Annotated in this window: 6 protein-coding genes, 1 tRNA gene and 1 pseudogene; 3 read left to right on the forward strand and 5 right to left on the reverse strand. The window is 62.0% G+C overall.

The window, feature by feature from the left end:
* The 5 genes and pseudogenes from EOA36_RS26665 to EOA36_RS26685 all read right to left on the reverse strand — a co-directional run.
* Positions 1-185, reverse strand: a pseudogene (locus EOA36_RS26665) (hypothetical protein); the annotation flags it as partial.
* A gap of 115 nt (positions 186-300) precedes the next feature.
* Positions 301-1044 (reverse strand): lysozyme inhibitor LprI family protein, encoded by a 744-nt coding sequence (locus EOA36_RS26670; protein ID WP_127280101.1) that lies wholly within the window; start codon positions 1042-1044, stop codon positions 301-303.
* A gap of 121 nt (positions 1045-1165) precedes the next feature.
* Complete coding sequence (locus EOA36_RS26675) at positions 1166-1423, reverse strand: PepSY domain-containing protein (protein WP_127280102.1); 258 nt, start codon at positions 1421-1423, stop codon at positions 1166-1168.
* Positions 1424-1695: 272 nt separating this feature from the next.
* Positions 1696-1770, reverse strand: a tRNA-Val gene (locus tag EOA36_RS26680).
* 137 nt (positions 1771-1907) lie between these two features.
* On the reverse strand, positions 1908-2591 hold the full coding sequence (locus EOA36_RS26685; protein WP_127280103.1) for a phosphoglycolate phosphatase: 684 nt from the start codon (positions 2589-2591) through the stop codon (positions 1908-1910).
* Positions 2592-2840: 249 nt separating this feature from the next.
* Here EOA36_RS26685 and rpiA point away from each other — a divergent pair, with 249 nt between their 5' ends.
* From rpiA to EOA36_RS26700, 3 genes are all read left to right on the forward strand, one after another.
* Positions 2841-3572 carry a ribose-5-phosphate isomerase RpiA gene (gene rpiA / locus EOA36_RS26690; RefSeq protein WP_127280104.1) on the forward strand — a complete coding sequence of 244 codons (732 nt, stop codon included), beginning with the start codon at positions 2841-2843 and terminating at the stop codon, positions 3570-3572.
* A complete protein-coding gene (locus EOA36_RS26695; protein WP_127280105.1) occupies positions 3559-4185 on the forward strand; it encodes a DUF2059 domain-containing protein in 627 nt (208 codons plus the stop codon). The genes rpiA and EOA36_RS26695 overlap by 14 nt, the downstream gene beginning before the upstream one ends.
* Positions 4186-4304: 119 nt before the next feature.
* Positions 4305-5260: FAD-dependent oxidoreductase (locus EOA36_RS26700; RefSeq protein ID WP_127280106.1), on the forward strand; the 956-nt coding region annotated here is incomplete at its 3' end.

Here is a 5260-nt window from a genome sequence, read left to right on the forward strand (position 1 = left end):
AGCGGCGGCACCACAAAGGCCGCGATCGGCGAGACGCCCATGAGGTCGAAATAGGCCGGCGCGTTGGGCAGGGCGCTCAACGCGGCATAGATCGCCACCACGGCGATCAGGCCAACCAGTATCGCGACTAGATAGCCGGCGAGCATCATCAGGACGCGCTTCATCAAGTGCTTCGCAGTCGACATGCCCACCCCCGTGAAGCCCGGTCACTCCACAATCAGCCATCAATGGCGAATTGACGCAAGGGGAGACAGAGACTGTTAACGTCTTGGCCCGACGCGGACGGACGAAACCCGCCGTTCAGGCGCCGCCGCACATATGCTGCGAATCCGGCAGAGCCCAGGAGCCTTTCGAGACGAGGTCGACGGAATAATAGACCCGGCCACGGTCGTCGTCCTTGGGGCAGTCCCTGGGAATCGAGATCAGGCATATGACGACCGGTTCTCCGACCTTCGCGGCGGCCAAGCCGGCCTCGCGATCATAGGAGACAGCCCCGCCGCCATTGGTGAACGTGGTCGCGCTGCCCGCTTCGGGACTGGCCGTTTCCAGCGGATCGTCGCCGAGCCGGGCGCTAAGCGTCTTGATGTGCGTCGATGCGCATTGGCCGATAGCCGAAGGCAGGGGCTGATCGACGTGCCCGGGGTTTCGCCCGGCGGCTTCGAGCGCCTTCTTGCCAATCAGCGCGATGTTGTAGTCCTGGATCCAGGAGGGCGCATTGCCATAGGTCTGCAAGGCGTTGTTGAGGGCGCTGACGATACAGGCCGTATCGCTCTCGCAGGCATTGCGATCGGCGATCAGCCCGCGGGCAATCCTGCGCTTGTCGCCGCCGAACGCCGGCTCGAATCCCTTCAACGCCTTCGAAACCAGCAGATCGATCGCCGACAGCTGCGGGTCGGCACAGATCGCTTTTTCCGCGGGCACTGCAGCCTTGGCGCAGTCGAAGGACGGGCCATCGGCTCGCGCGGGAGAAACGGCAAGGAAGCCGTCGGCTGGGATGATGGCGAGTACAGACAGAAAATAGGTTCCAGCGAAACATCGCATCATAGCCCCCAAGCCAACAGGTTTGTCCAAGGCATAACATACCCCAGGATGGACAATGTGGGCGCGCGTTTCGTCGCTGAGAATGCTCGAAGGCAGCGCATTGGCGACGACGTCCCTGCGAACCTTATTTTGGTTCGGCCGTCACAGGATCGAAGTCGATTTCGACTTTTGCCTTGTCCGAGGTGTAGTAGGTGACGGTGTAGCCGTCTTTGTCCCAATCGACTTCTTTCACGTAGCGAAAGCCGTCGCGTTGCTCGACCTTCGCGATGATCTCCGACAGCTTCTTGGCATTGGGTGGCGGCAGGGGGGCTTCATCCGCGGCAAAGGCCGATCCGCTGGTAAGAAGAACGGCGACGCTGGTCGCCAGCAGAAATCTGGACATGGTTTTCCCTCAGGTTTCGACGGAGGGAAACTCGCTGGTGTATTGGTTGGTTCCGGAGGCAGGCAACTGTTGGCCCAAAAGAAGCGTGACCGCGCCGACGAAAGACATCTAAACCCGTCGTGTTTTCGCACGACTTGGAACGTCGAGTTTCCGACCATGATTTTGCACTGGCCTACATTTGCTTACGCGCCAGCAAGCCTTGTCCTACGCGCCAGTAAGCTTTCAAGAGAATTTGATTGCGGCCGAACATCCAACGATTTCTTCAGGTTGGATGGTGGGCGATGCAGGGATTGAACCTGCGACCCCACCCGTGTGAAGGGTGTGCTCTCCCGCTGAGCTAATCGCCCGCTCGTTGCCCGAAGGCCAAGCGAGCCGCGATATAAGGGAGGCCGGCCGGTTAAGTCAAGGCAGTGTCTGGTGTTCTCACACAGATCGGATTTGCGGTCCCGGCTGGCCCGTTCCGGAGAGATTTCGTCCCCGGCGCTCAGTGTGCGGCGGCGCCGATCAGCCCTTGTGCCAGATCGAGCGTCAATGCATCAAAATGCGATATCACCGCCGAGGGCTCGAACTCGCGCACATGACGATCGGTGTAGCCGAAATCGACGGCGACCACAGGAATGCCGGCGGCCTTGGCAGTGTCGATATCGGTTTGCGAATCGCCGACCATCAAGGCGCGGTGCGGATCGCCACCGGCCAGTTTGATGGTTTCGATCAGGTGGCGCGGATCGGGTTTGCGAAACGCGAACGTATCCTGTCCGGCAATTGCCGCGAAATGCCTGGTCAGGCCGAGCGCCTCGATCAGCGCCAGCGAATTGGCTTCGTATTTATTGGTGCAGATGGCCAGCAGATAGCCGGCCTTCTCAAAGCGGGCAATCGCCTCGATCACGCCGGGGTAGGGGCGGGATTTGCCCGGAATGTTGTCGGTGTAGTGATCAAGGAACAGTTTCAGCAGCCGGTCGTGCTCCTCAACCTTGAGGGATCGTTGCTGCGCGGCATGCGCCCGTTCGATCATCACCCGGCCGCCATGGCCGACGAAGCGTTTGAAGCCGGCTTCGTCGACGGCCGCCAGTTCGCTGGCCGCCAGGCTGTGGTTGAGGCTGTCGAGCAAGTCCGGCGCCGTGTCAATCAGCGTTCCGTCGAGGTCGAACACGATGATCGGGCGACTCATGATCCATCCTGAGCAGGTTTGCGCATCGGCAGGCGATAGCGGCTGCGACGCTTTAAGGCAAGCAAACTGGTGGCGCAGCCGCCAAGGGCTTTGACCCGGCCAGCAAAAATGCTAGGAGCCCAAACGCCAAAGCACGTCGCATCGAAACGGACCCATGCGACACGCCTTGGGTTTTTGTTTCATGCATGTCGTTCCCAAACCGAGGTCACTGTTGGGCGACGTGCATCAGGTTTCGGGGCAGCAAGCAGCATGGATGCGAGGCAATTGAAGGTCGAGGCCGCGCGGGCGGCTCTTGCCCATGTCACCGACGGCATGCGGCTCGGCATCGGCACCGGCACCACTGCCGAGGAATTCGTGCGGCTGCTCGCCGACAAGGTTGCCTCAGGCATGACCATTATCGGCGTGCCGACCTCGGAACGCACCGCCGCGCTGTGCCGCGAACTCGGTGTGCCGCTGTCGACGCTGGAGGAAACACCCGAGCTCGATCTCACCGTCGACGGCGCCGACGAGGTCGACGGTGAGCTGACATTGATCAAGGGCGGCGGCGGTGCGCTGCTGCGTGAGAAGATCGTGGCCGCGGCTTCGCAGCGCATGATCGTCATCGCCGACCGTTCGAAGATGGTCGAGACGCTCGGCCGGTTTCCTCTTCCCATCGAAGTCAATCAGTTCGGCCTGCGCTCGACCGAGATCGCCGTGGCCGTGGTGGCCGGAAATCTCGGCCTTTCCGGTCCGGTGACATTGAGGATGACGGGAGGCCAGCCTTTTGTTACAGACGGCGGCCATTTTATCCTCGATGCATCTTTTGGCCGCATTCCGGATACAAGAGCGCTTTCGAATGCTCTCCACGCCATTCCTGGCGTGGTCGAGCATGGTCTTTTCATCGGGCTGGCGTCAGCGGCCATCATCGCCGGCGGCGACGGTATCCAAACCGTCCATGCCGCCCGAAAACCAGGGAGTTCTACCGATCATGATGTTGCATAACCGGGTTCGCCGTCTTTCAGTTCTCGTGGCGGCTTCGGCTGTCTTCGCGTTCTCCTCGCCTGTCTTCGCGCAGGACGTCACGGAATCGCATCTGAAGGCCGCACGCGCCGCGGTCGCCGCGATCCACGCGACCGACCCGTTCGACAACATCCTGCCGCAGGCCGCCGCGGCGCTCGAATCGCAGCTCATCCAGAAGAACCCTGACATGCAGGAGCTGATCGGCAAGACGATAAACGAGAAGGCGCTGGCGCTGGCCTCGCGCCGCGCGGACCTCGAGAAGGAAACGGCTCTTGCCTATGCGAAGGTGTTTTCCGAAAAGGAGCTCACCGACATCGCGGCCTTCTACAGTTCCGAGTCCGGCAAGAAGCTGCTCGACAGCGGCCCGACCGTGACGCGTGACCTCGTCAAGGCCGCCGACATCTGGCAGAACGGCGTAGCCCGCGATCTTGCCCAGCAGGTCGGCGAAACTCTGGCGGCGGCGGCAAAAGCGAAGGCGGTGGCTGCGCCTACGCCCGCGCCCGCCGATGGCGCCGCTCCGGCAGACAATGCGGCCCCGGCGGATGGCGCCGCCCCCGCGGACGGATCGGCTCCCGCCGACGGCACGCAGAACTGATCCTGCATTTCAAACGCGGCCCTTGCGGCCATCTGTAAAGCCCGGCCTGTCCGGGCTTTTCTTTTGATGGTTTGCGGCCTACCTGTCACTCACATTTTCGACGTTCAAGGAGCCGCTTCATGGCCGGTTACGACTACGACCTCTTCGTCATCGGCGGCGGCTCCGGCGGGGTAAGGGCGGCGCGGGTCGCGGCAGCACTCGGCAAACGCGTCGGTATCGCCGAAGAATACCGTTTCGGTGGCACCTGCGTCATCAGGGGCTGCGTGCCGAAGAAACTCTATGTCTATGCCTCGCAGTTTCCCGAGCATTTTGCCGACGCCGCCGGCTATGGCTGGACGGTGCCGGAAGCCAGCTTCGACTGGCAAACGCTGGTCGCCAACAAGGACCGCGAGATCAGCCGCCTGGAAGCGATCTACAAGAGGAATGTCGAGGGCTCGGGTGGCGAGACCTTTCATTCGCGGGCGATGATCGTCGACCCGCACGTGATCCATCTCCTGGGCGAGGACCGCACCGTCACCGCCGATCAGATCCTGATCGCCACCGGCGGCCGTCCGGCTGCCCATCCGGCACTGCCCGGCCACGAACACTGTATCTTTTCCAACGAGGCTTTCGATCTCAAGGAGCTGCCGAAGGCGATCATGATAGAGGGCGGGGGCTATATCGCGGTCGAGTTCGCCAACATCTTTCACGGCCTCGGCGTAGACACCACGCTGGTCTATCGCGGTAAGGAAATCCTTGGCCGTTTCGACATGGACCTGCGGCGCACGCTGCATGAGACGATGGAAAAGAAGGGAATAAAGATCCTTTGCCATGCCGTCTCCGAATCGGTCAGCAAGCGGCCGGACGGGCGGCTCGACGCGCAGCTCACGAGCGGGCAGGTGCTAACGGTCGACCAGGTGATGCTGGCCATCGGCCGCATCCCCAACACCGAGAATATGGGCCTGGAAGGCGTAGGCATCGAGATGACCGCCGCGACGGGTGCGATCAAGGTCGACCGGTTTTCCCGCACCAACATCGACAATATCTGGGCGATCGGCGATGTCACCAACCGTGCCCAGCTGACGCCGGTGGCGAT

Origin of the sequence: Mesorhizobium sp. M8A.F.Ca.ET.021.01.1.1 (assembly GCF_003998025.1) — a bacterium.
Taxonomy (GTDB): Bacteria; Pseudomonadota; Alphaproteobacteria; order Rhizobiales; family Rhizobiaceae; genus Mesorhizobium.

Bases quoted from the DNA above. Each gene is read 5' to 3' on its own strand.
- EOA36_RS26675 (WP_127280102.1), bottom strand. From the start codon at position 1,423: ATGTCCAGATTTCTGCTGGCGACCAGCGTCGCCGTTCTTCTTACCAGC.
- EOA36_RS26685 (WP_127280103.1), bottom strand. From the start codon at position 2,591: ATGAGTCGCCCGATCATCGTGTTCGACCTCGACGGAACGCTGATTGAC.
- rpiA (WP_127280104.1), top strand. From the start codon at position 2,841: ATGGATGCGAGGCAATTGAAGGTCGAGGCCGCGCGGGCGGCTCTTGCC.
- EOA36_RS26695 (WP_127280105.1), top strand. From the start codon at position 3,559: ATGATGTTGCATAACCGGGTTCGCCGTCTTTCAGTTCTCGTGGCGGCT.
- EOA36_RS26670 (WP_127280101.1), bottom strand. From the start codon at position 1,044: ATGATGCGATGTTTCGCTGGAACCTATTTTCTGTCTGTACTCGCCATC.